At 61.8% G+C, this 23,242-nt stretch carries 20 protein-coding genes; 7 read left to right on the top strand and 13 right to left on the bottom strand.

Annotation, left to right across the window (positions count from 1 at the left end; genetic code table 11):
* The first annotated feature begins 114 nt into the window (after nt 1–114).
* From AC2A1F_RS14550 to AC2A1F_RS14540, 3 genes are all read left to right on the top strand, one after another.
* On the top strand, nt 115–1,134 hold the full coding sequence (locus AC2A1F_RS14550) for a 2-hydroxyacid dehydrogenase (RefSeq protein ID WP_484209479.1): 1,020 nt from the start codon (nt 115–117) through the stop codon (nt 1,132–1,134).
* Between the two features lie 99 nt (nt 1,135–1,233).
* Nucleotides 1,234–2,553 (top strand): ammonium transporter, encoded by a 1,320-nt coding sequence (locus AC2A1F_RS14545; RefSeq protein WP_484209478.1) that lies wholly within the window; start codon nt 1,234–1,236, stop codon nt 2,551–2,553.
* Nucleotides 2,554–2,683: 130 nt separating this feature from the next.
* Complete coding sequence (locus AC2A1F_RS14540; protein ID WP_484209477.1) at nt 2,684–2,935, top strand: hypothetical protein; 252 nt, start codon at nt 2,684–2,686, stop codon at nt 2,933–2,935.
* 209 nt (nt 2,936–3,144) lie between these two features.
* On the opposite strand, the gene AC2A1F_RS14535 is transcribed toward AC2A1F_RS14540, so the two are convergent.
* The 7 genes from AC2A1F_RS14535 to AC2A1F_RS14505 form a co-directional block, all read right to left on the bottom strand.
* Nucleotides 3,145–3,471: a GIY-YIG nuclease family protein gene (locus AC2A1F_RS14535; RefSeq protein ID WP_484209476.1), complete on the bottom strand. Its 327-nt coding sequence runs from the start codon at nt 3,469–3,471 to the stop codon at nt 3,145–3,147.
* A gap of 363 nt (nt 3,472–3,834) precedes the next feature.
* Entirely contained in the window at nt 3,835–5,244 is a 1,410-nt protein-coding gene (locus AC2A1F_RS14530; RefSeq protein ID WP_484209475.1) for an NAD(P)H-dependent flavin oxidoreductase, read from the bottom strand.
* 20 nt (nt 5,245–5,264) lie between these two features.
* Nucleotides 5,265–6,035, bottom strand: coding sequence for a class I SAM-dependent methyltransferase (locus AC2A1F_RS14525; RefSeq protein ID WP_484209474.1), 771 nt, complete (start codon nt 6,033–6,035; stop codon nt 5,265–5,267).
* Complete coding sequence (gene prfB / locus AC2A1F_RS14520; protein WP_484209473.1) at nt 6,035–7,162, bottom strand: peptide chain release factor 2; 1,128 nt, start codon at nt 7,160–7,162, stop codon at nt 6,035–6,037. The genes AC2A1F_RS14525 and prfB overlap by 1 nt, the downstream gene beginning before the upstream one ends.
* A gap of 89 nt (nt 7,163–7,251) precedes the next feature.
* Nucleotides 7,252–7,791 carry a peroxiredoxin gene (locus tag AC2A1F_RS14515; protein WP_484209472.1) on the bottom strand — a complete coding sequence of 180 codons (540 nt, stop codon included), beginning with the start codon at nt 7,789–7,791 and terminating at the stop codon, nt 7,252–7,254.
* Nucleotides 7,792–7,866: 75 nt separating this feature from the next.
* Nucleotides 7,867–10,401 carry a penicillin-binding protein 1A gene (locus AC2A1F_RS14510; RefSeq protein WP_484209471.1) on the bottom strand — a complete coding sequence of 845 codons (2,535 nt, stop codon included), beginning with the start codon at nt 10,399–10,401 and terminating at the stop codon, nt 7,867–7,869.
* Nucleotides 10,402–10,489: 88 nt separating this feature from the next.
* Nucleotides 10,490–11,413: an N-acetylmuramoyl-L-alanine amidase family protein gene (locus AC2A1F_RS14505; protein WP_484209470.1), complete on the bottom strand. Its 924-nt coding sequence runs from the start codon at nt 11,411–11,413 to the stop codon at nt 10,490–10,492.
* A 624-nt stretch (nt 11,414–12,037) separates the two neighbouring features.
* Here AC2A1F_RS14505 and AC2A1F_RS14500 point away from each other — a divergent pair.
* Complete coding sequence (locus AC2A1F_RS14500) at nt 12,038–15,019, top strand: Rne/Rng family ribonuclease (RefSeq protein ID WP_484209469.1); 2,982 nt, start codon at nt 12,038–12,040, stop codon at nt 15,017–15,019.
* Nucleotides 15,020–15,096: 77 nt separating this feature from the next.
* Here the strand turns inward: AC2A1F_RS14500 and AC2A1F_RS14495 are convergent, their stop codons facing one another.
* Nucleotides 15,097–15,729 carry a class I SAM-dependent methyltransferase gene (locus AC2A1F_RS14495; RefSeq protein ID WP_484209468.1) on the bottom strand — a complete coding sequence of 211 codons (633 nt, stop codon included), beginning with the start codon at nt 15,727–15,729 and terminating at the stop codon, nt 15,097–15,099.
* 143 nt (nt 15,730–15,872) lie between these two features.
* On the opposite strand from AC2A1F_RS14495, the gene AC2A1F_RS14490 reads away from it, so the two are divergent.
* Complete coding sequence (locus AC2A1F_RS14490; protein ID WP_484209467.1) at nt 15,873–17,237, top strand: amino acid permease; 1,365 nt, start codon at nt 15,873–15,875, stop codon at nt 17,235–17,237.
* Between the two features lie 103 nt (nt 17,238–17,340).
* The gene (locus AC2A1F_RS14485) at nt 17,341–18,348 is read left to right on the top strand and encodes a DUF481 domain-containing protein (protein WP_484209466.1); all 1,008 of its coding nucleotides are present in this window, start codon (nt 17,341–17,343) and stop codon (nt 18,346–18,348) included.
* Nucleotides 18,349–18,373: 25 nt separating this feature from the next.
* On the opposite strand, the gene AC2A1F_RS14480 is transcribed toward AC2A1F_RS14485, so the two are convergent.
* The 5 genes from AC2A1F_RS14480 to AC2A1F_RS14460 form a co-directional block, all read right to left on the bottom strand.
* Complete coding sequence (locus AC2A1F_RS14480; protein WP_484209465.1) at nt 18,374–19,180, bottom strand: outer membrane protein assembly factor BamD; 807 nt, start codon at nt 19,178–19,180, stop codon at nt 18,374–18,376.
* 76 nt (nt 19,181–19,256) lie between these two features.
* Entirely contained in the window at nt 19,257–19,691 is a 435-nt protein-coding gene (locus AC2A1F_RS14475; RefSeq protein ID WP_484209464.1) for an RrF2 family transcriptional regulator, read from the bottom strand.
* A gap of 103 nt (nt 19,692–19,794) precedes the next feature.
* The gene (locus AC2A1F_RS14470; protein ID WP_484209463.1) at nt 19,795–21,321 is read right to left on the bottom strand and encodes a carboxylesterase/lipase family protein; all 1,527 of its coding nucleotides are present in this window, start codon (nt 21,319–21,321) and stop codon (nt 19,795–19,797) included.
* 236 nt (nt 21,322–21,557) lie between these two features.
* Nucleotides 21,558–21,947: a c-type cytochrome gene (locus AC2A1F_RS14465; protein WP_484209462.1), complete on the bottom strand. Its 390-nt coding sequence runs from the start codon at nt 21,945–21,947 to the stop codon at nt 21,558–21,560.
* Between the two features lie 94 nt (nt 21,948–22,041).
* A complete protein-coding gene (locus tag AC2A1F_RS14460) occupies nt 22,042–22,521 on the bottom strand; it encodes a MarR family winged helix-turn-helix transcriptional regulator (RefSeq protein ID WP_484209461.1) in 480 nt (159 codons plus the stop codon).
* Nucleotides 22,522–22,691: 170 nt separating this feature from the next.
* On the opposite strand from AC2A1F_RS14460, the gene AC2A1F_RS14455 reads away from it, so the two are divergent.
* Complete coding sequence (locus tag AC2A1F_RS14455; RefSeq protein ID WP_484209460.1) at nt 22,692–23,240, top strand: DUF3237 domain-containing protein; 549 nt, start codon at nt 22,692–22,694, stop codon at nt 23,238–23,240.
* Nucleotides 23,241–23,242: the final 2 nt, after the last annotated feature.

The following is a 23,242-nucleotide window of genomic DNA, read 5'->3' as shown; positions in this document are numbered from 1 at the left end:
CCCGATCCGTCGCAAAATTGCGCAGCTTGGGCAACACCTGCGCGCGCACTGTCCACCATCGCAGTATCGCCCTGCGCTTGACCGCCCGCACCTCTCGCGCCTAGCCTGCAAGTCATGCCAAGCTCAGCCGACTATCGCTCCGTCCGCCGCGTCGAAGGCCAGCCCCGCGTCACCGTCACGCGCCGCCTGCTGCCCGAAACCGAAGCGCGCATGGCGCAGTTGTTCGACACCACCTTCAACACGCAAGACCGCCCGCTCAGCCGCGACCAGCTTGTCGCCGCAATGCAGACCGCGCACGTCCTCGTCCCCACAGTAACGGACCGCATCGACGCAGACCTCATCGCGCAGGCCGGCCCCCAACTCGGCCTCATCGCCAATTTCGGCGCAGGGATTGACCATATCGATCTCGCCGCCGCCCGCGCGCGCAAGATCATCGTCACCAACACCCCCGGCGTCTTTACCGACGATACCGCCGACATGGCCATCGCCCTCATCATCTCGGTCAGCCGCCGCCTCAACTACGGTGGCCGCACCTTGCGCGCAGGCCAGTGGGAGGGCTGGGCCCCCTCCACCATGCTCGGCCACCGCCTTGCCGGAAAGACGCTGGCGATCATCGGCATGGGCCGCATCGGCCAGGCCGTCGCCTACCGCGCCCGCGCCTTCGGCCTCAACATCGCCTACCACAACCGCCACCGCCTGCCCGAAGCGGTGGAGACGATGCTCGGCGCGCGCTATGTCGAAAGCCTCGATGACCTGGTGGCGCAGGCCGATATCCTCACCCTCCACTGCCCCGCCTCGCCTGAAACGCGCCACATCATCGACGCCCGCCGCATCGCGCTGATGAAGCCCCACGCCTATCTGGTAAACACCGCCCGCGGCCAGCTGGTCGAAGAAGAGGCGCTGATCACCGCACTGGTCGAACGCCGGATCGGCGGCGCCGGGCTCGATGTGTTCGAGCACGAACCGCAGGTCGATCCCCGCCTGCTCGCGCACGATAACGTCGCGATTCTCCCCCACATGGGCAGCGCCACCTTCGAAGGGCGGCAGGCCTCGGGCGAAAAGGTCATGGCCAATATCCGCTTCTGGGCCGATGGCCACCGCCCCCCCGATCAGGTGCTCGAAGGCCTCGTCTAACCGCCTCCGTCCCCGTTTCGCACAACAATCGGTCCCACGCCCGCTTGTATCTTTGCGCATTGTTGCCCTAAAGCCCCGCGCCAGAGGGGAGACATATCCATGCGAAACCTGACTGCGGTTCTGGCCGCGCTCATCACGCTGCTCATGCCTGCGCTGGCGCTGGCCCAAACCGGCTTCGAAGCCGTCAGCGCCGAAGATGTGGCCGACACCGGCGACACCGCATGGATTCTCGTCTCCTCCGCCTTCGTGCTGATGATGGCCATGCCCGGTCTCACCCTGTTCTACGGCGGCCTCGTGCGCGCCAAGGGCTTCCTCGCCGTGCTGGTGCAAGTCGGCGCGATAGCCTCGGTCGCCTCGGTGCTATGGATCATGGTCGGCTATACGCTCGCCTTCGGAGACGTTGCAGGCGGCTGGCTCGGCAGCGGCAACGCGTGGATGCTGCTCAATCTCGGCAACGTGCGCGCCAATACCACCATCCCTGAAAGCGCCTTCGTGCTGTTCCAGATGTGCTTTGCGCTGATCACCCCTGCCCTGATGGTCGGCGCATGGGTAGACCGCGCTCGCTTCGGCTGGGTCATCGGCTTCTGCGCGCTGTGGGGCCTGATCGTCTATGCGCCCGTGGCCCACTGGGTCTGGGGCGGCGGCTGGCTCTCCACCAAGTTCGGTACGATGGACTTTGCCGGCGGCATCGTCGTCCACACCACGGCAGGCGTTTCCGCCCTCGTCGTCGCAATGCTGCTGGGCAAGCGCGCGGGCTTTCCCAAAACGGCGATGCTCCCGCACAGCCCCTCGCTCACGATGGCTGGCGCTGCGCTACTCTGGGTTGGCTGGTTCGGCTTCAACGGCGGCTCGGCGCTTGCGGCCAACGATGATGCGGCCTCGGCCATCATCAACACCCATATCGCCGCCTGCGTAGCCGCGCTGGTGTGGCTGGTGATCGAAAAGTTCGCGGTCGGCAAACCCACCTCGGTTGGCTTCGCCACAGGCGCGATTGCAGGCCTCGCCACCGTCACCCCCGCCGCCGGATACATCGCGCCCGGCGCCGCCATGCTCTTCGGCGCGCTGGCCACCGTGGTCTGCTACCCGATGATCCAGCTCGTGAAAAAGCGCCTCGAAATCGACGATTCGCTGGACGTTTTCGCCGTCCACGGCGTCGGCGGCATGCTCGGCTCGGTCATGCTGGCAGTGTTCATCTCGGAATCGTTCGGCGGCACCGGCTATGCCCAAGGCATGGACCTCGCCCGCCAACTCGTCGCCCAGATCGCTGGCGTCGGCATCGTCGCGCTATGGAGCGCCTTTGCCACCGTCGTCTGCGCGCTGATGGTCTCGATGATCATCCCGATGCGCGTGACCGAGGACGAGGAACGCGAAGGCCTCGACATCACCAGCCACGGCGAACGCGCATGGGAGATGGACTGATTGTTGCACTGGGAGGGGGTGTGCCTCTCCCGGTGTTGGGGCGGCGGCAATTACTGATTTTTCTGCAAAAGCTGCCGTTCTGGACACGACGCCATTGCGGACAATGACGTAATCTTGCAAATTCGGCGCTATGCAGTCTCATCTAGCTGACAAAGTCCTTCTAGTGATCCTCATAACTGGGATCAGTATTTTGTTGTGGGGCGCTTGGGTGAAAATGCGCGACGGTGAAGCCGATTGGGGCGGGCGCACGCGATCCACCAGCACATTTCAACGCCGCGGTCGAGGTGCTGGCGGCTTTTGGATCAGCGTCGGCGCTAACATCGTGCTCGCTGTTGTTCTGGGCGCAGTTGCCCTCGCCATTATTATCGGAAAAATGATGTAACTTCATTGCCAAAAGAGGACCCGCGAAAAGCTCGGATGGTTGGGCCGCGTCCCTTTTCGTTACTGACATGCGAACGACTGCTCAGCGCCCAACTGCCGTCATTCAGTCAGATTTGCCGCCGCTCCAGAAGCCGCCATTCATCTGGCCAGCAAAATACCCTCAAATCCCAAAACCCACTATCGTCGCCCCGTGCTTGACACGGGGCTTGGCTACCTTTCGACGTCGCCTTCCCGCACTTCCACCGCCGGATACCACTGGTCCCAAAGGTCCAGCCAATCGGGATTGTCCGCCTCGATCAGCGCGAATTTCCATTCCCGGCGCCATTTCTTGACCAGTTTCTCGCGTGCGATGGCGGGTTCGATCTCCTCGTGCCGCTCGGCATAGACCAGCCTTGTCTTGCCAAAATCCGTTACGTGGATCGAGCCGTCGCCTTCACGATGCTGCCATACGCGCTGGGTCAGGTCAGCGGTGACGCCAACATACATCCCGCCACGGTAGCGGTTTGCCATGATGTAGACCCAGCCGCCTTTTTCCATTCGGCTGTTGTGGCAAAGGTGGGGCGGAAAGAAAAGCCAAGCCCCGTGTCAAGCACGGGGCGACGGGTGGAGATGGGAATGATTGCCAATTGCCCGGTACATTGATGTCAGTCGAAACAGGTGAGGTAATGCTCTGCCATCGCAGCAAGCCTTACACACAACACAACCCAACATCTCCGTCGCCCCGTGCTTGACACGGGGCTTGGCTACCTTGCGACGCCGCCCTCCCACTGATCTGCCACCGGCAAACTCTGGTCGAGGCTGCTTGACCTCACGAAAGCGTGCCAATCCGGACTTGAGGCAAAGGATAGCCAAGCCCCGTGTCAAGCACGGGGCGACGGGGGTAACGCTTGCCCCCCCAACTCAATCCCCGGTCAAAATCCGGTCGACCAACTGCTTCACCGTCGGCGTGAAGTTGTTGGAATAGAACGGGTCCTGCTTGAACCGATAGGCCGCGTGGCCCGCAAACACCAGGTTCTTGTCCAGTTCCCCGCCATGCGCCACGTCCTGCAAGGTCTTCTGGATGCAGAAGCTGCGCGGATCGGCCAGCCTTCCGGTCGTGTAATCGTCGTGGTCCTTCCACGAAGAAAACGCGCAGTGCGAAAGGCAGCCCATGCAGTCCTTCTGGTCCTGCTGGATTTCGTCGCGCTCTTCCGGCGTCACAAACACCATCGTGTCGTCCGGCGTGCGCAGCGCGTGGACATAGCCTGCGCCATGCCATTCGCGCGCCCGCGCCAAATCGTTGGGCGTCACCCAAAAGTTCTTGCCCCGCACGCCCACATCAAGCTGCACCGTATGTTCGCCCGCTTCCACGCGCGAATAGGGAATCTGCCGCTCCGACCGCGCTTCCAGTGCGCGCAAAAACGGATTGCGCACCGCTGATGAATAGAAGCCGGTGGGCGAAAACTTGTGCAGCAACACGTCGCCCGGCTCCAGCGTGCGCAGATGGTCCTTCCACCCCTGCGGAATCGGGCTTTCCTCGGTCAGCAAAGGCCGCGTGCCGAACTGGAAGGCAATCGAGCCCAGCTCCGGGTTGTCGATCCAGTTGTCCCATTCACGCAGGAACCACACGCCGCCTGCCATCACGATCGGCACATTGTCCGAAATGCCCTCGGCGCGCATCACATCACGCAGCACCTTCACGCGCGGATAAGGGTCTTCCGGCTTGCGTGGGTCTTCGGCGTTCGACAGGCCATTGTGCCCGCCCGCCAGCCACGGATCTTCATAAACCACGGCGCCCAGCAGTTCGGGCACCTTGTGATAGGCCCGCTTCCACAGCGCGCGGAATGCACGGCCCGATGACACGATGGGCAGATAATGCACGTTATAGCGCGCCGCGATTTCCGACAGCTTGTAGGGCATCCCCGCGCCGCAGGTCACTCCGGTCACCAGACCGCGCGTCTGATCCAGCACCGCTTCCAGAATCGGCTGCGCACCGCCCATTTCCCACAGCACGTTGATGTTGATCGCACCGTTGCCCCCGGCAATGTCGTGCGCGCGCTTCACCTGCTCCACCGCGCCATCGATGGCATAAGTCATCAGCTGTTCATGGCGTTCCTTGCGCGTCAGCGCATCATAAACCTGTGGAACAATCTTGCCTTCGGCATCATAGCTGTCGGCATTCACCGCGCTGACCGTGCCGATCCCCCCGGCAGCCGCCCACGCGCCCGAACTCATGTGGTTCGTTGCTGAAACACCCTTGCCGCCTTCAACCAGCGGCCAAACTTCACGGCCACCATAAAGTATCGGCTTCAACCCCTTGAACGCAGACATCAATTTCCTTTCAACGCGCCTTAAGCGCCACTATCCTTGGGCGCACCTTTGGCTACTTTGGAACGGCATGGCCTGATCTTGTCCGGTTCGGGCCGCGTTTCCTCGGCCACGAACTGCGCAAAATACCCCGCGATCTCCGGTTTACGGTGAATCGCCTCCAAGCGAAAGCCCACTGCCGCCAGTTCGCAGGTCAGCAGCGAGGGCGCAATGCCATGGCGCTCGGTCGGCCGGTCCATATCCACCACCACCACTTTGCCCCCCGGCTTCAGCGCGGGCCACATCCGCCACAGGAACGCATAAGGCTCGTTCACCTCGTGGTACATGTGGATCAGCATGATGCGGTCAAAACTGCGCTCCGGCAGGCGCGGATCATCCACTTCGCCGGGCTTGATCGAGACATTGTCCAGCCGCTCATGCTCAACCCGCGCGCCCAACCGGCGCAGCGCATCGCCATCGATATCCTGCGCCACCACGCGGCCACGCGGCCCCACCTGTTCGGCCAGGCGCACGGTATAATACCCCTCGCCCGCACCCACATCGGCCACGCTCATCCCCGGCGCAATACCGGCCAATTCCATCACTTTGGCCGCTTCGCCCTGCAGATCGCGGTCAGCTTCATTGGAAAACTGCGTGCTGACAATCTTGGAAACCGGGCGTTCGGCGCGCGGGAAGATCTGCGCAGTCGCGGCCCGCCCCCCTGCGGCATCATCTTTTGCCAGCGGTTTGCAGGCAAACAGACCCGATGCCAGGATCACCGGCAAAAGACGTGCAAGGGCCGAAGCCCGGCGCATCAGTCGTCGTCCTCCACGGTGACCTTTTCACCGGTCACCTTCTGGGAAAGGGCTGCGGCCATGAACGGATCGAGCGCGCCATCAAGCACTTCGCTGGGGTTGGTCGATACCACCCCGGTGCGCAGGTCCTTGATCTGCTGATAGGGCTGCAACACATAAGAGCGGATCTGGTGTCCCCAGCCGATCTCGGTCTTGGCGGCATATTCACCACTGGCCGCCGCTTCGCGCTTGGCCAGTTCGGCTTCGTAAATCCGCGCCTTCAGCATGCCCATCGCGGTTGCGCGGTTCTTGTGCTGGCTGCGGTCGTTCTGGCTGGCCACGATGATCCCGGTCGGCACGTGGGTGATGCGCACCGCCGAATCGGTGGTGTTCACGTGCTGCCCGCCTGCGCCCGATGCGCGATAGGTATCAATCTTCAGGTCGGCCGGATTGATCTCCACCTCGATGTTATCGTCGATTTCAGGGTAGACCCAGACCGAGCTGAACGAGGTGTGCCGCCGGGCCGAACTGTCATAAGGGCTGATCCGCACCAGACGATGCACGCCGCTTTCGGTCTTGGCATAGCCATAGGCGTTCTCGCCCTTGATCAGCAGCGTCGCGCTCTTGATCCCGGCGGCTTCACCGGCATGGTAATCCACCAGTTCCACTTTGTAGCCATGGCGTTCGGCCCAGCGCGTGTACATGCGCTGCAGCATTTCGGCCCAATCCTGGCTTTCGGTGCCGCCGGCACCGGCGTGGACTTCGAGGAAGGCGTTGTTGGCATCGGCTTCGCCCGCCAGCAGCGCCTGCACTTTGTCATTGTCGGCCCGCTCGGCCAGTGCGGCCAGTGTGGCAAGGCCCTCGTTGACGGTGGCCTCGTCGTCTTCCATCTCGCCCAGCTCGATGAACTCGATCGCGTCGGCCATTTCCTGCCCGATCTGGTTCACCGTGCCGATTGACGCCTCAAGCCTGCGCCGTTCGCGCATCACTTCCTCGGCCTTCTTGGGATCGTCCCACAGCTTCGGATCTTCGACGCGGGCGTTCAACTCGTCCAGACGGCGCACGGCGCGGTCCCAGTCGAGGAACTTGCGCACCAGTGCCAGTGCGGCATTGATGCGGTCAATATGGGCCTGCCCTTCGGCACGCATGGAAAACACTCCGGTCAAACGCAAAACGAACTGCGCCGCTTAGCGAAGCAGACAGGCATGTAAAGCCCAAGCGTGAATTGCGGTTCCGGTCAGCCCTTGAGTTTGCGCACTGCGGCCAGCGTCATCTTCACATGATCCCGGTAATCCATGTTGGAATGGACCATCACGATCTTGCCGTTCTGGCCAATCACATAGCTGGTGCGCTTGGTCAGCCCCGTGGAGATGCCTGCGGCCTTCAGCGCTACGTCATAGGCCTTGATCACCTGCGGCGTTGCCGCGGCCACGGCAAACTTGTCACGGCAGGCTTCGGTCGAAAACTTCTGCAGCGTGGCGATGTCATCGTTCGACATGCCCACTACGGTGGCCCCTGCGGCCTTGAACTGGTCGCTCGCCTCGGCAAAGGCGTGGGCTTCCAGCGTGCAACCGCTGGTGAAGGCTTTGGGGTAGAAGTAGAGCACGACTGGCCCCTTCTTCAACGCGCTGGCCAGCGAGAACGAGAACGGCTTGCCCGCCAGCGCGCCCTTGGCCTCAAACACCGGTGCCGAAGCCCCGCTGGCGAGTTCAGCCGAAGCTGGGGCAGAAAACAGGGCGATGGCTGCAGCGGCAGCGGCGATCAGGGGCTTGTTCATAGTGTTGGCGAATACCAGACACCTGTCCGGCGCGCCAATGCCTTTGTGGGCAGGCAATGTTGGCAGGCACAGCGCTCAGTAAATGCCGCCCTGCTCCTCCAGGAAATCCTGCTCCACCGGCGCTTCGTCACCCCCGCCCTCGGGCAGGCCGCGCGCGCCTCGGGCGCGGCGCAGAGCATCGATAACCGCATGTTTTGCCGTCATTTCTCCGGCGCGCGCGGTCCGCCGTGGCTCAGTATCCGGCTTGAACGCCTCCCAGATCACCGATGCCTTGGCCACATCGTTATCCGGCGTCCCACCAAACACCCGCTTGCCCGAAACGCGGTCAATCTTCACCATCCGCACCCCCTCGGGCACCCGGAACGGAATATCCTTCCACCGTGCGCGGGTTTCCTGAACCAGTTGCTTGAACACAGGTGCGGCTATTCGTCCCCCTTGCGCATATCCGCCAAGGCTGCGCGGCTGGTCATAGCCGATATAGACCCCCGCTACGATATCAGGTGATCCTCCGACGAACCAGACGTTGGTGGGGCCAGAAGTGGTGCCAGTCTTGCCAAACAGCGGCAAGTTGAGATCGCGCAGCGTCACCGCTGTACCCCGCACCACCACGCCTTCAAGCATATGGACCACCTGATAGGCTGTGCGCGGGTCCATGACCTGTTTGCCGCCGGGGGCAAAGCGCGGCATGGGCTTGCCATCCCACTGCGGCATCGAGCAGCCATCGCAGCGGCGATTGTCGGCGCGCAGGATCACTTTGCCATTGCGGTCCTGCACATAGTCGATCAGCGTCGGCGCGTGCTGGCGGCCATGGTTGGCGAGGGCGGAATAGCCGTTGACCATGCGCAGCACCGTGGTGTCACCCGCCCCAAGCGCCATAGAGAGGTAGGGTTCGTATTTTCCGATGCCGACCGCGCCGATCGTGCGGACGACCTTGTCCATGCCGACATCGTTGGCCACGCGCACGGTCATCAGGTTGCGCGATTGTTCGAGGCCCCAGCGCATCGTGTGGCTGCCCGAACCGCCTTCATTGCCGAAGTTGCGGAAGCACTTTTCGCCCAGCGCCGCACCCTGATAGACGCAGAAGGTGCCATCGACGACCATCGAGGCTGGCGTCATGCCGTTGTCGAGCGCGGTCGCATAGACGAAGGGCTTGATCGTGGAGCCGGGCTGCCGGTTGGCCTGCGTGGCACGATTGAACGAGCCGAGGCGCGCGTCGAAGCCGCCTTGCATCGCCAGCACCCGGCCGCTTTGCGGGTTCTGCACGACCATGCCGCCCGACACCTCGGGCACGGTGCGCACTGCATACGTTCCAGTGTTGACCGGTACGAGGGCGGTAATGTCACCCGGGCGGATCGCATCGGGGAGACCTGTAGCATCGGCGGTTTTGCCATCGGAGAAGCCAACAGTCCCCGACGAACCCGAGCGCGACAGCAGCACGCCGACCCGCCAGTTCTGGTACTTGATGGAGATGTTGCTGGTGATCAGTTCGGTCTGCCAGCGATCCCCATCGACATCAATCTTGGCAATCGGGCCATGCCAGCCCCGCCCGCCAGCATAACGCAAGAGCGCAGTCCGCAGCGAATTCTGTGTCGCAGTCTGCAATTGCGTGTCGAGCGAGGTGCGCACCCACAGCCCGCCTGCATAGACGCTGTTGGGGCCGTTCTCGGCCTTTTCGCCAAACTTCTCGATCAGTTGCCGCCGTACTTCTTCAAGGAAGTAACCGGCATCGGCAGTATAGTTTTCAGCGCGGCGCGGCTTGAGGCCCAGGGGCATGGCCGCAGCACTGGCCGCTTGTTGGGGCGTGGCCCAACCGTTCTTCACCATTTGATCAAGCACATAGTTGCGCCGATCAAGCGCCATCTGCTCATACTTGGCGCGGCCATAGCGTTCGGGCGCTTTGGGCAGGATCGCCAAGAACGCGGCTTCGTGCAGTAGCAGATCGCCGACGTCCTTATCAAAATAGGCGCGCGAGGCGGCCTGCACGCCGAAGCTTTGGCGACCGAGCGGGATTTCGTTGAGGTAGAGTTCGAGGATCTGCTGCTTGTCCAGCACGCCTTCGATCCTTCGCGCGAGGATCATTTCCTTCAGCTTGCGCGAAATCGAGTATTCATCGCCAATCAGGATGTTCTTGGCGACTTGCTGCGTGATGGTCGAGCCGCCGCGCGCGCGCTCTCCCGATCCGAATTTGAGCGCATAATCGGCCACAGCCCCGGCGAGGCCAAAGATGTCGATACCGCCATGCGTCCAAAACGTCTTGTCCTCAGCCGCCAGGAAGGCGTTGATCATCGGTTCGGGAAAATCGACGAACCGCAACTGCACGCGCCGTTCACGCGCATAACTCGACACGATTTCACCGTCATTGCCGCGCACCATCGTGGGCAGCGGTGGCTGATAGGTGAGCAGGCGGTCTGCCGACGGGAGCGTGCGGATCACCGCAACCCAAAGCACGAACCAGGCAACCAGAAACGCAGCCAGCAGATAATTGGCAAGACGAAACCAACGGCTGGTGCGCCATTTGGCCCGATACCATGCCGGAGCGGACCGCAAACGCGCAAAGCCATCCCCGCGCAGGAGCTTGAAGCGTGACGGCTGGGACGTTTCTTCGACCATTACGAGAGCGCCTCTAGCACGGCCCTGCGCGGGCAAGCCAGTGCCTGTTGCGCAAAATCCGGAAAATTGGATCCACAGCCACTGCCGATCACGGCAGGTCCGAACGTTGTGCCAATGAAGACTCAGCTGCAGGTGACTCGATTGTTGCGGGCGCCAGCTTTTCCGCGAGGAATATCTCGACCGCCTGCGCGACTGCGCGGGCGAAGCCTTTGCGCCAAGCCGGATCGCGCATTGCGCTCGCATCTTCTGCGTTGCTGATATAGCCCGCTTCGATCAGCGCGGAGGGCAGGTCGAGCGATTTCAGCACGATGAAGGCCGCCTCACGCTGGGGCGTGGAGTGAAAGCGCAATCGCCCCGTGGATTCGCGCACGACCAGTTCACCGAACCGCATCGAGCGCCCGCGCATTTCGCGTCGCGAAAGGTCGACCAGAATCGATGACACGACGGCGCCTTTGTCCTCTAGCGAAACCCCGTTGATCGTGTTGGAACGGTTTTCGCGGCTCGCCATGGCTTCAGCTACGCTGTCAGAGGCTTTGTCGGACAAGGTATAGACCGTGGCCCCCCGCGCCGCAGGGCTTTGGGCCGCATCGGCATGCACCGAGATGAACAGATCGGCCCCCAGCCTGCGGGCGATGTCCGAGCGTTCTTCGAGCACCAGAAACGTGTCGGTATCGCGGGTCATGGCCACGCGGACCCGGCCATCGGCCAGCAACTCATTGCGCAAGACCTTGGCCAGCGCCAGCGTCAGATCCTTTTCCCGCTCTCCCTTAGCACCGCTAGCGCCGGGATCGTGGCCGCCGTGGCCTGCATCGATGACCACCAGCGGGCGCGCCGTATCAGCGGGGCCTTCAATTTTCGGAAGTCCGATCTTGCCGCCGCTTGCAGGCAGATCAAGCCGGATCACATAGCGCGGTTCGACTTGTGCGATACCAGTGGAAAAGGCCGTCCACATTGCCGCAGCCGCGAGCACAGGCGCAGCAAAAATCGCAGCAATGAGACCCCTGTCATCCATCCGGCGTTGCCTATGCCCTGCCCTAGCCCGCCCGGTCCAGCAGGAAATGACCCGCTTGGTTAACAATTGCCTACAACGTTAACGAATACTTGGTGACATTCTTTTAATTGCCGCTTTGCAAATGGAGTGCTAGCACCTGTGTACCGGGGCGAGCCAGCACCGGCGCATTTCACGCTGATACCGCAAAAAAGCGCATGTTCGCGCTGCGGTGGGCGAGGAAAAGCCCGCTGGCATAAGCCCCGCCAACGTGGAAGAGCACAAGCGCACAAGTGTGAAGCGCAAGCGCGCCTCTTTTACGCGACAAGGTTGATGCCGTGATGATGAGCCGTGTTTCGTTCCTGCCAGACTGCCCCACAGGGGCGGTTGCGGCATGCACGCACAACGGCGCGCGCATTTCGCCGCGAGTTATCTTCACAGCAGACGCAAACCAACCGCCGCCGGGCGGCGAGCGACAGGGCAAGGCAGCGTTCACGCTGCGCGCCGCAACGCTCCGATCCGGCAAACCCGCATTTGCGAACGATCAGCGCGCCGGAGTGATCCGTGCCCAAGACGTTCGTCCATCCCAAATATTCCGCGCCAGCAACGCAGGGGCAACCCGGCGACGGTGCGGCTGGAGAATTTGTAATGACCACGCGCATGCTTATCGATGCGCGCCACCAGGAAGAAACCCGGGTGGCGGTGCTAAAGGGCAATCGGATTGAAGAATTCGACTTTGAATCTGCGGATCACAAGCAGATCAAGGGCAATATCTACCTCGCCAAGGTAACCCGTGTAGAACCTTCGCTGCAGGCGGCGTTTGTCGATTTTGGCGGCAATCGGCACGGATTTCTGGCGTTCAGTGAAATCCACCCGGATTACTACCAGATCCCCAAAGAAGACCGTGAGGCGCTGCTGGCCGAAGAAGCAGCCCACGCCGAGGAAGAAGCCGCATTGCGCGCTGCCGAAGACGGCGACGATGACGATGATGGCTATGAAGGCGATGGTTACGATTCAGATCAGGGCGTGACCGAAGTCGACACTTCGGAAAAAGATCAGGTCGCCACGATCGAAGGCGGCGTGGTTGAAAACGGCTTTGATCACGAGGGTGACGACGAAAGCGAAGGGGGCGACGAAGGCGACGCGGGCGAAGGTTCGGACGAAGACGGCGAAGGTGGTGCCGAGGGTGACAACCGTCGCCGGGGCCGCAATCAGGGCCGCCGCCGTCAGGGTGGCCGTGCCCAAGGCAAGGAAGCCGACGAACTCCGCGCAAAGCGCATGGCGCTGCGCCGCCGCTACAAGATTCAGGACGTGATCCAGCGCCGCCAAGTGCTGCTGGTGCAGGTCGTGAAGGAAGAGCGCGGGAACAAGGGCGCTGCGCTGACCACATATCTGAGCCTTGCTGGCCGCTATTGCGTGCTGATGCCCAATTCGAGCCATGGCGGCGGCATCAGCCGCAAGATCAGCTCATCGGCAGACCGCAAGCGTTTGAAGTCCATCGTGACCGAGATGGACCTGCCGCGTTCTATGTCCTGTATCGTGCGCACCGCAGGGTTGCAGCGCACCAAGCCCGAAATCAAGCGTGACTTTGATTATCTTGCCCGTCTGTGGGACGAGATTCGCGAGCGCACGATGCGCTCGGTCGCACCGGCGCTGATCCATTCGGACAGTGACCTGATCAAGCGCGCGATCCGCGACATCTACAACCGCGAGATCGAAGAAGTCGTCGTCGAGGGTGAGCAGGGTTACCGCGCCGCCAAGGACTTCATGAAGCTGCTGATGCCGAGCCACGCCAAGCGGGTGAAGCAATATGCCGATCCGGTGCCGCTGTTCCAGCGCTATGGCGCAGAAGACCAGCTGACCGCGATGTATGATCCGGTCGTGCAGCTGAAGAGCGGCGGCTATCTGGTCATCAACCCGACCGAAGCGCTGGTTTCGATCGACATCAACTCGGGCCGTTCCACCAAGGAACACGGCATCGAGCAGACCGCGGTTGCCACTAACCTTGAAGCCGCGCGCGAGATTGCCCGCCAATTGCGCCTGCGCGACATGGCCGGCCTTGTCGTCATCGACTTTATCGACATGGAATACGGATCGAACGTCCGCAAAGTCGAAAAGGCGATGAAGGACGCGCTGAAGAACGATCGCGCGCGCATTCAGGTGGGCCGCATTTCGGGCTTCGGCCTGATGGAAATGAGCCGCCAGCGGCTGCGCACCGGCGTGCTTGAAGCAACGACGCGCGCCTGCCCGCATTGCGATGGTTCGGGGCTGGTGCGCACGGCATCGTCTGCCGGACTTTCGGCGCTGCGCATGATCGAAGACGAAGCTGCCAAGGGCAAGGGCAACGTGGTGTCGCTCTATGCTTCGCAGGAAGCAGCGATCTATGTGCTGAATGCCAAGCGCGCCGATCTGGCTGAAATCGAGGAACGCTATGGCGTTTCGGTAGAAGTAATCCCCGAAGGCGAGAACGAGGGCGCGAAGATGCGCGTCGCATCGCGCGGGCCGAAGCCGGAGTTCGTGCCGCGCTTTGAACCGATTATCGAGCCTGAAGAGGACGATATCGTCGAAGAGGACTTCGACGAGGAAGAAGAAGTCGAAGAGCAGCCGCGCCGTGGCAACCGCGATCGCAACCGCAACCGCAATCGCAGCGACGAAGGCCGCAGTGAGCGCGGTGCCGACAACGCCGACGGTGAGACAGATGGTGAGCGCACCGCTGACGAGCGTGACGGCGAAGATCGCGGTGGCGAAGAGCGTGGCGGCGAAGAACGGGGCGGGGATGGCCGTCGCAAGCGTCGCAAGCGCCGTCGTGGCCGCAGCCGGGACCGGCGTGACGAGAATGGCGAGGCTCAGACCGGTGAAGGTGAAGGCATTGAAGGCGAAGCTGCTGACTTTGCAGCCACTGGCGATGAAGCCGAGGGCAGCGAGGCAGAAGGCAGCGAAGCCGTTCACACCGACGAGACCGATGATGGCAACGACCGTGGTCCGCGCAAGCGCCGTCGCCGTGGCCGTCGCAAGCGTGGCGGTCGTGAAAACGGTGAAGGTGGCGTTGAGCAGGCTGACGGCGAGCAGGCTGAAGGCGACGAGGCCGATGCTGGTGAGCCGGAAGCTGCCGCTGCTGATGTGGCAGTGTCGGTTGATGCCGAGCCTGCGCCAGAGCCAGAGGTTGCGCCGGTAGCTGAAGAGGCTCCAGTCAAGCCGAAGCGCGTTCGCAAGAAGAAGGCCGATGCTGCTGTAGCAGAAGCGCCGGTTGCCGAGGATGCAGTTGCGGCTGAACCGGTTGTGGCCGCAGAGGTGCCAGAAGGAGTCGCGGCAGAAGCGGAAGCTCCGGCCAAGCCCAAGCGGGTGCGCAAGAAGAAAGCCGATGCCGAAGCGGTGGCCGAGGTTGCGCCAGAAGTTGCAGCAGCAGAGCCTGCCGGAGATGCGCCGGTGGCCGAAGCAGCTTCCGCCGAAGTTGTGGCAGAAAAGCCCAAGCGGGTGCGCAAGAAGAAGGCTGATGCCGTGGCGGCAGAAGCGGCTCCTGCAGAAGCGGTGACGGCTGAGGCTCCAGCAGCGGAGGCCGAAATTGCCGCCGATGCTGGCGAACCGGAAACACCGCGCCGGGGCTGGTGGCAGCGCACATTTGGTGACTGACCTGCGATAGCCGGCACAAGGCAAAAGGCCCCGTCAGCAATGGCGGGGCCTTTTCCTTTTGGTGATCGGCGGTGGTTTCAGGTGGGCTTTACAGCAGAGCCCCACTCCATCCACGCGGCCCATTTTGGCATGCCGTCCATATATTTGTGATCGGAGCGGTCAACCTGGAAGCCTGCTGCGCGGACCGGGGCGGTGACGGCGCGGGTCAGGTGGCAGCCGCCCATCAGCGGCTTCCACATGGGCTCGATCCGCCGCTGCCATTTGGCCACGCCGCCGTCTTCACTAAGGCCGTGTTCGAGGAACAGGAGCGTGCCGCCGGGCCGAAGGATGCGGCGCAGTTCGGACAGGACCTTGGCCGGGTCATCGACCGAGCACAGCGTATAAGTGCATACGGCGGTATCGAAGCTATCGTCGGCAAAGGGGATTTGCTCGCCGATGCCCTCGCGGATATCGGCCTGCCAGCCCTTTTGGTCGGCGGCTTGGCGGGCGTAATCGAGCAGTTTTCCCGAAGGATCGATCCCGGCAAAAGCAGTGACGCGGGCAGGATCATAGAACGGTTGGTTGAGCCCGCCGCCGCAGCCAAGTTCGAAAACGCGCCCCTTGGCCTGCGGCACGATGCCGCCGCGCAGTTCGGCAATGCCCGGCGCCCCGCAGGCGCATTTGATCATGCGCGGTACGACGTGCGCGTTCCAGAGTGTCTTCAGGCCCATTACCTCTCCCCCTTGGTGCTGCACATGCTGCGCTGGCGCTGGGGGCGGTGCAACCTTTGTTGTGGTCGCATTTCACTGCGATGCTGGTGCGTGGCCGGGTTTTGGGTATGGTCGGGGCTTGTCTTTAGACCTTCGGGATGCCGATGAACGACAGTTCCCAGACGCTGGATACCGCGCTGCATGCCCGCCATGTGGCGATGATTGCGATAGGCGGGATCATCGGGGCGGGTCTGTTTGTGGGGTCGTCCACATCGATCAACCAGATCGGCCCGGCGGTGGTGGTCAGCTATGCGCTGGCGGGCGTGGTGATTCTGATGATCATGCGCATGTTGAGCGAGATGGCGATGCTCAATCCCGCCGCGGGATCGTTTACCGAACATGTGCGGATCGGCTTTGGCGACACCTGGGGCCCGCTGGCGGGGTTCGTGACGGGGTGGCTGTACTGGTACTTCTGGGTGATCGTGGTGGCGATCGAGGCGATTGCCGGGGCGGCGATTATTGCGTTATGGGTGCCCTTGCCGGTCTGGCTGATCGGTAGCGTGCTGCTGGCGCTGATGACGATGGTGAACCTGTTTTCGGCGCGATCCTATGGCGAGTTCGAGTTCTGGCTTTCATCGGCAAAGGTCGCCGCGATTATCGGGTTTATTGTGATTGCGGGGCTCTGGGCCTTTGGCGTGACATCGCCCGATGGGCCGACTTTTGCGAATTGGACGGCGCACGGCGGGTTCGTGCCCAAGGGATGGGGCGCGGTGATTGGCGGGGTGACGAGCGTGATCTTTGCACTGTGCGGGGCCGAGATTGCGACGGTGGCGGCGGCTGAATCGCGTGCGCCGGCACAAGTTATCGCGCGTATGACTGGATCGGTGGCGCTGCGCATCCTGCTGTTCTACGTGGTGTCGCTCGCGCTGATCGTGGCAGTGCAGCCGTGGGACACGATCGAGCCGGGGCTTTCCCCCTATGCCAGTTCGCTGGGGCTGATGGGCATTCCGGCGGCTGAGGCGATCATGAACGTGGTGGTGCTGGTGGCGGTGCTATCGTGCCTGAACTCCGGGCTTTACGTGACATCGCGGGCGCTGTTCGGGCTGGCTCGGCATGGCGACGCGCCGCAGAGCCTGATCCGGCTGAACAAGCGCAAGGTGCCAGTGCGTGCGACGATCATTGCCAGCCTGTTCGGCTATGGCGCGATGGCGGCATCGGTGCTGTCTCCGGGCACGGTGTTCAGCTTTCTGGTGAGCGCGTCAGGTGCGCTGATGCTGGTGATTTACCTGATGGTGTGCCTTGCCCAAATCCGTCAGCGCCGGATCATCGAAGCCACGGCACCGGAGACGTTAGCTTTGCGGATGTGGCTGTTTCCGTGGCTGTCCTATGCCACGGTAGCGGCGATCGTGATCGTGCTGCTGGCGATGGCATTGGTGCGCGATCTTCAGCCGCAGTTCATTGCCAGTGCGCTTACCGTCGTGATCGTGGCGGCCGCATGGTGGGCACTACGGCGCAAACCTATGCGATGACCGTACGCCAATTTTGGTGTGGTTCGATGGCAAAAGGCTGGCATAAAGGCTAAGATCGGTCTGCAAGGGCCTGATTTGCCAACTATTTTGGAGACGTTTGACCATGTCCGCCTGCCTGCTGGTTGCTGCCCTGACGACGGCCACACCCGCGATTGCAGGACAAGCGGCCCTTTCGCTGGCAACAAGGCAAGCAGTATCAGCCGACACGGCTGCGCCGGACACGGATTTACCCCCGACTGTTGCGCTGATATTGGACGCCGCGCTGAAATCCGGCGACGCCGCACAGGTCGATGCCGTTGTGCGCACGATTAAGAGCGCATTTCCGCAGTCCGTGGCAGCCATCGACCTGCACATCGCCGCATGGCCGGAAAGCATAGGCGCTCCTGCGCTGGCAGCGGTCAGGCCCCCTGCCCTTCCCGCGCCGCAGCCAGAGCCGGCGAAGGCTGACGCTGCTGCAACTGTTGCCGCAGCGGTGAAGATCACGGGTGAAGGCGAAGCTGGGGCGTTCAAGAATACCGGCAACGCGCCCGGCATCGGCCTGGTGGGCGCTTTCAAGCTGCTCGTCGAAGGCCAAAACTGGCGGATCGGAACCAATGCGCGGGCCGATTATCAGGAAACATTGGGCGTAGTGACGCGCGAACAGTATCGTTTTTCAGCCGAGCCGAATTACAAGTTTGACGAGCGCGGATATGTGTTCGGCCTGGGCCAATACGAACAAGACCGCTTTCAGGGCTTTGCATCGCGATACAGCATTTCCGGGGGACTGGGCTACAAGGTGCTGAACGCCGAATCTGCCAAGATCAACGTGAAGGCCGGGCCTGCCTGGCGCGTGACCGAACCGGTTGAGGCCGAACGGGAATCAGTTGTTGCCGGGCTGGCATCGCTGGAGGCCAAGGTGACTCTATCCCCCGGCCTGCAATTTACGCAGGACGCCAGCATATATTCCGACGCCACTGGTAGCACATTCTACACATTGGCCGCGCTGGATTCAAAGCTGATCGGAAAGCTGAAAGCGCGACTGTCGTACATGGTGCAGCACGAAACCGCACCCGAACTGGGGCGGTTTGGGACTGACACGACGAGCCGTCTAACGCTTGTTTACGGGTTCTGAGTGAATTGCGACCGCAGAGGCAAAATCAGCTCGCAGTCGTGCTTGGCGCGTGCTTGTTCATCAGATCGTACGACCGTTCATACCACTTGCTGCCCGGATAGTTGGTCCCGAGAACCGCAGCGGCCTTTTGTGCTTCCTTGGGCAGGCCGAGCGAGAGGTAGCTTTCGACCAGGCGATAGAGCGCTTCGGGCGCGTGACTGGTGGTCTGGAACTTTTCGGCCACGGTGCGGAAACGCAGCGTTCCAGCCAGCCATTTGCCGCTGCGCTGATAGAGCCTGCCGATTTCCATTTCCTTGCCGGCAAGGTGATCATTGATCAGGTCGATCTTGAGGCGGGCATCGGCGGCATAATCGGTGTTCGGATAGCGGCGGACCAGTTCGTTCATCGCGGTCAGCGCCTGCTGGGTGATTTTCTGATCGCGCGTAACGTCAGAAATCTGCTCGTAGTAGCACAGTGCCACCAGATAATAGGCGTAAGGCGCATCCTTGTTGCCGGGGTGGATCGACAGGAACCGCTGCGCAGACTGCACCGACTTGGGATAATCGCGCGTGACGTAGTAGCTAAAGGCCGACATCAGCTGTGCCCGGCGTGCCCACGGCGAATAGGGATGCTGGCGCTCAACCTCGTCAAACAGAGCAGCGGCCTGCTTGGAATCGCCCCGGTCCAGACGCTCTTTGGCTGCGGTGTAGAGCGTGTCCACATCGCGGGCGACATAGGCCACGTCCTTCTTCTTGTTGCCACCGCCTGCACAGCCAGCGGTCAGGCCGATGGCAAGAGTAGCAGCAGCGATAACGGCGAAGCGCAGAGGACGGCGCGGGGCAGGATGCGTCATGATGACCCTATAGCCAGCAGGTTCCTGAACGCCAAGTGAAGTTACCGGATTTTGCGCAAAGCTGCGCGAATCCCAATCAGGCTTCGGTAAACGGCGGTTCCACGCTGATCGGATCGGCCAGCGTGATGCGATCAAGGATTGCTGCCGTTTCATCGCGCAGCTGCAGCATCAGCCCGCGCAACCTGCATTCGGCTTCGGGCAGGCAATTGTTGCAATGTTCATAAGCATTGCGGCTGGCGCAGGGGACCAACGCAAGGCTGCCGCGAGTCAACCGGATGATATCGCCATAACGGATATCGACCGGGGCGAGCGCCAGTTCATAGCCGCCATCACGCCCACGGTGCGAAACGACAATCCCTTCGCGCGCCATTTCAGACAGGATCACGGTCAGGAATTTGCGCGGAATGTTCTGCGCCTCGGCAATCGCATCAAGGCGCACCGGCCCTTGCCCAACCGTATCGGCAAGATGCTGCAAAGCCCGGATCGTATAGCGCGTCTTTTGCGAGAGCATCCCCAACAAATGAACGCTCTCGCCGGAATGTCAATTCCAACGGTAGAATTACCTGCGCCAGTTTGGCGTTAGCACGATATCCAAGCGTGATGCGACGATGGGGCTATTTGCCCGCAACGAGGCTTTCGGCAAAATCGAGGCGTGCACGATAGGGATCGTCAGTGTGCGTTGCGCCGCTCTCGTCAATCAGCATGACCTTGGTATCGCCCGCTGTTGCGGCAGGCCACGCAGGTGACGGAATACCGGTTCTGGCGAAATTGACCCAAAGATCGTGTGTTCGCCGTGCGATGGAATCCTCGCCAGGCGCTTTGCCGGTTGGCTCAGTGCGGACCACAACTGTATCGAAAACATAGGGAATTTCACTGGCGTGGGGTGCGCCACCCATCACTGCCTTCACCTGCGGATGCGCATAGCCGAAGCGGAAATGATAGGCCGCGTGCCCGCGCGCTGCCAAAGCACGCGCGACGGCGCGGGCCGGTTCGATGAACAACCGGTCTGCGCTGGTCATCGTGGCAACGACAAGGCCGGGCGTCTGGCCATCGGAATCATAGAGACGGCGGGCTTGTGCGGCGTTTGCAGCGTATTCGCCGAAGATCGCGGCTTTGTCGGTCGTCATCGGGAAACCATCGGCAGAGTTCGCGCCGACCATTACGGGGACTTTGGCGTATAGCCCTGCATTGATGGCGTCGATGCTGGACCCGAAGATGGTCCGGCCATCAATCATGGGGCCGGAGTAGCCAGGTTTGGTCATCGTCATCATCGACAGATCACCAGTGACCTTTCCCGCCGGCAGCGCCCGGAGTGCGGCAGCATCGAGGCCGGGGGCAAAGTCTTCGCCCGCCTTTGCGGCAAGGGCCATGGTGGGCATCGGCAGAGTCATGTCACGCCCGCCGCCGCTCTGGATGATGACCTTGTGGAACAGGCCGCGTGCCTCGGGCGCTTGCAGCAGCATGTGCATCGACATGCCGCCTGCACTCTCACCGAAGACCGTCACGTTTGCCGGATCACCGCCAAACCCGGCGATGTTCGCCTGCACCCATTTGAGCGCGGCGATCTGATCAAGGAAGCCGAAATTGCCGCCATAACCTTCGCCCGCGAGGGCCGGATGGGCGAAGAAACCGTAGCGCCCGAGCCGATAATTGATGCTGACCAGCACGATCCCATCGCGGGCAAAATTGTCCCCCGAATAGATAGCAGGAGATGTGCCGCCATTGACGAAGCCGCCGCCATGGACCCAGACCATGACGGGCAGCTTTGCCGCTGTCCCCGCCTTTGCCGGTTTCCAAACATTGAGATAAAGGCAATCTTCCGCAGGTTTTGTCCTGATCGGAGCGGCATCCGGCGGAAACGGGGCCTGAGCACAATCGGGCGCGAAATTGCCCGCATCGCGCGTGCTCTTCCACGGTTGCACGGGTTGCGGTGCCCGCCAGCGGTTTTCACCCACGGGGGGCGCGGCATAGGGGATGCCCATGAAGACAGCCACACCGTTGCCCATATCAACACCATGAAGCGCACCCGAATTAGTTTGCGCCTGTTGGGCAAGGGCCTGAACCGACAGTAGACTGGTGGATGCAGCGATACCGATCAAAGCCTTGCCAATCAGAGCGTTGCCAATCAGAGCCTTATCCATCCTGCATCCTTTTCGCATCCGGCACAGGGCCAGCAACAGCCAATGCGCCCGATCCCTGCCACATGATTGTAAATTGCGCTGGATTTCAAGTGCCGGTCTGGCACGAGGCCGTCAACCATGAGCGATCAAGCGTGGCTACAAACATGAAAAAGCTGCGGCCACTGGTGCCGCAGCTTCATCACCGCATAGTCATGTTCAAACTGCGCAGTATTGCCGGAAGTCAGTATTGCCGGAAGTCAGTGCGCAGACTGATCCAGAAAGGCAATCAGGTCTGCCCGATCCTGCGGGTTGGCAAGCGGCGGGAAGGCCATGCGGTTGCCGGGCACGTATTTGGCGGGACCGGCAAGGAACTGGTCAAGCGTGGAGGCATTCCACACCACAGCCTTATCCTTGAGCGCTTGCGAATAGTTGAAGTTTGGCGATGTGCCCGAAGTCCGCCCGATCACACCTTTGAGCGAGGGGCCAAGCCGCGTCGCGCCGGTGTTCAGATCATGGCAGGCGGCACAGCGGGCGTAGACCGATTTTCCGCGCGCAGGATCTCCGGCAGCGGCTTGCGCTCCAGCCTGAGCGACCACGCCTGCAAACATTGCAAGGCCAAGGACACCAATCAGGGCGAGACGTTTCATCGGTGGCGTTTCAATAGTCATGATATATGTATCGCACGCTGCGCATGTCCTGTCGATGAACAGTCATCAGGGTTTTGCCATCAGGGTTTTGCCATCAGGGTTTTGCAGGCGATAACAGGTAGAGCTTCATCAGGATGCGGAAGAGTTCGGACTTTTCCCGTTGGGTGAGGCAAGCCGTCAGTTCTGCTTCATGTTCGAAAATGAGTTCTCGGGCCGTGGCCAGCACTTCGCGCCCGGCTTCGGTGAGCCACAAGCCCCCTGCCCTACGATCGAGCTTCGATGGTTCGTTCACGATGAATTCGTTCTTCAGCAATTGCCGCACGAATTGATGCACTGTGGGACGTTCAATTTGGAAGAAACGGGAAAGATCGGTCTGCTTGACGCCCGGATTGGCATTGATCAACCACAGGATTGCCACCTGCTTGGGCGTGACGCTGAGCGGATCGAGTCGCTTTTCAGTGCGGGTGACGAATAGCGTGTTGACGGTGCCAATGTGCAGGCCAAGGACCGAATCAAGACCATCAAGATCAAGCTCCGGGACGGCAGACTGCCGGGTGATTTCTGCCGTAGCCACGAAGGCGGCTCCTTCCAATTCTTATTGACAAGCGATAGCTGTTCAAGGCTGAACCTAACCAAGGAGAGGTTCTCTGCAAGGTTGCATTAGTGAAACATGGCCATTTCTGCAAATCCTGCTGCACTGCGGGATACGCCCTTTTTGATCCGGGCTGAACGGGAGAGAACATAGTGTCGATAAGCAAGATCATGGCCGCGACTGCAGGATGCGTTGCACTGGCGGCTATGGCCGTGCCAGCCGTGGCGCAAAGCGGCCCGGCTGCCCCTGCTCCATCGCTGACTTATGCATTTTCCGTGCGGGCCACGCTCGATCCGGTGGTGGAGCAGGGCGACGTGGACAACGGACGTCGGCGGTTCATCCCGATTACCGGCGGTACGGTGAGCGGCCCGGCGCTCAAGGGCACGGTCTTGTCCGAAGGTGGAGACTGGCAAGTGATCATGCCAGGCGGCCTGACCAGCATCGAAGCGCGCTATTTCATCAAAGCGGACGACGGCACCGTGATCGAGGTGACCAACCCCGGAGTGCGCACGGCCAGCCCTGAAGTGATCGAAAAGCTGGCCAAGGGCGAAGCGGTTGACCCCTCGTCCTACTATTTCCGCACCACGCCACGCTTTATGGTCAAAGATGGCCCCCATGCCTGGATGCGCCGCAAGGTGTTTGTTGCGCGCGGCATTCGCATGCCGGACAGCGTCGTGATCGACTTTTACACGGTAGAGTAGCT

Source organism: Novosphingobium sp. HNCC26BN242 (assembly GCF_057180525.1).
Note: the sequence above shows the minus strand (reverse complement) of the source record. Positions and strands in the feature narration are given on the sequence as shown.